Origin of the sequence: Hymenobacter terrestris (assembly GCF_013377905.1) — a bacterium.
In the GTDB taxonomy this organism is placed as follows: domain Bacteria; phylum Bacteroidota; class Bacteroidia; order Cytophagales; family Hymenobacteraceae; genus Hymenobacter; species Hymenobacter terrestris.
Map to the genome: position 1 here is coordinate 1 of NZ_JABKAV010000159.1, position 639 is coordinate 639.

Genomic DNA, 639 nt, shown 5'->3' on the forward strand with positions numbered 1-639 from the left:
TTAAAGTCGGGCGAATAGGGCGGCAGATATAGCAGCCGGGCACCACAGGCTTCGACCAGTTCGGCCAGGCCCGTCACTTTGTGGGCGGGCAGCTTATCCAGCACCACCACGTCACCGGGCACGAGCGTGGGACCGAGTACCTGCTGCAGGTAAGCGGCGAACACCTGCCCGTTAACCGGTCCGCTCACCGTCATGGCCGCTTGTAGCCCGCTCTGGGTCAGCGCAGCCACCAGCGTCACATTGGGCCCGCTGTGCAAGGGCGTCGCTTGGTGGGCGCGCTGCCCGCCTTCGGCGCGGGCGTAGCGGCGGCAATAGCTCAGGTTGGTGCTCGTCTCGTCCACAAATTTGAAACAGGTAAAATCCTCGGCCTGGACGGCGGCCAGAAAGGCAGCCCGCAAGTCCCTCACCCGGTCGGTGTCGCGCTCGGCGTCGTGGACACTCTTTTTTTTCGCCGCCAGTCCAGCGCCTGCACGGCCCGGCCCATGGTGGCCACGCTCACGGTTGGGCCGCCCAGCGCGGCCACCCACACGCGCAACTCGTCGAGCGTGGCATCGGGCTGCTAGCGCAGGCACGCGGCCAACTCCGCCCGTCCGGCTGTGTCGAGCAATGGCGCAGGGCCGCTACGGTGGGCAAGCGCGG

The 639-nt window shown here is 67.6% G+C and carries 2 protein-coding genes; one reads left to right on the forward strand and one right to left on the reverse strand.

Annotated elements, in window-relative coordinates:
- Window positions 1-341, reverse strand: a 341-nt coding sequence (locus HW556_RS18415) for a transposase (RefSeq protein ID WP_176901573.1), incomplete at its 3' end; no start/stop codon positions are given.
- 90 nt (window positions 342-431) lie between these two features.
- On the opposite strand from HW556_RS18415, the gene HW556_RS18855 reads away from it, so the two are divergent.
- Window positions 432-563: a hypothetical protein gene (locus HW556_RS18855; protein ID WP_262890020.1), complete on the forward strand. Its 132-nt coding sequence runs from the start codon at window positions 432-434 to the stop codon at window positions 561-563.
- Window positions 564-639: the final 76 nt, after the last annotated feature.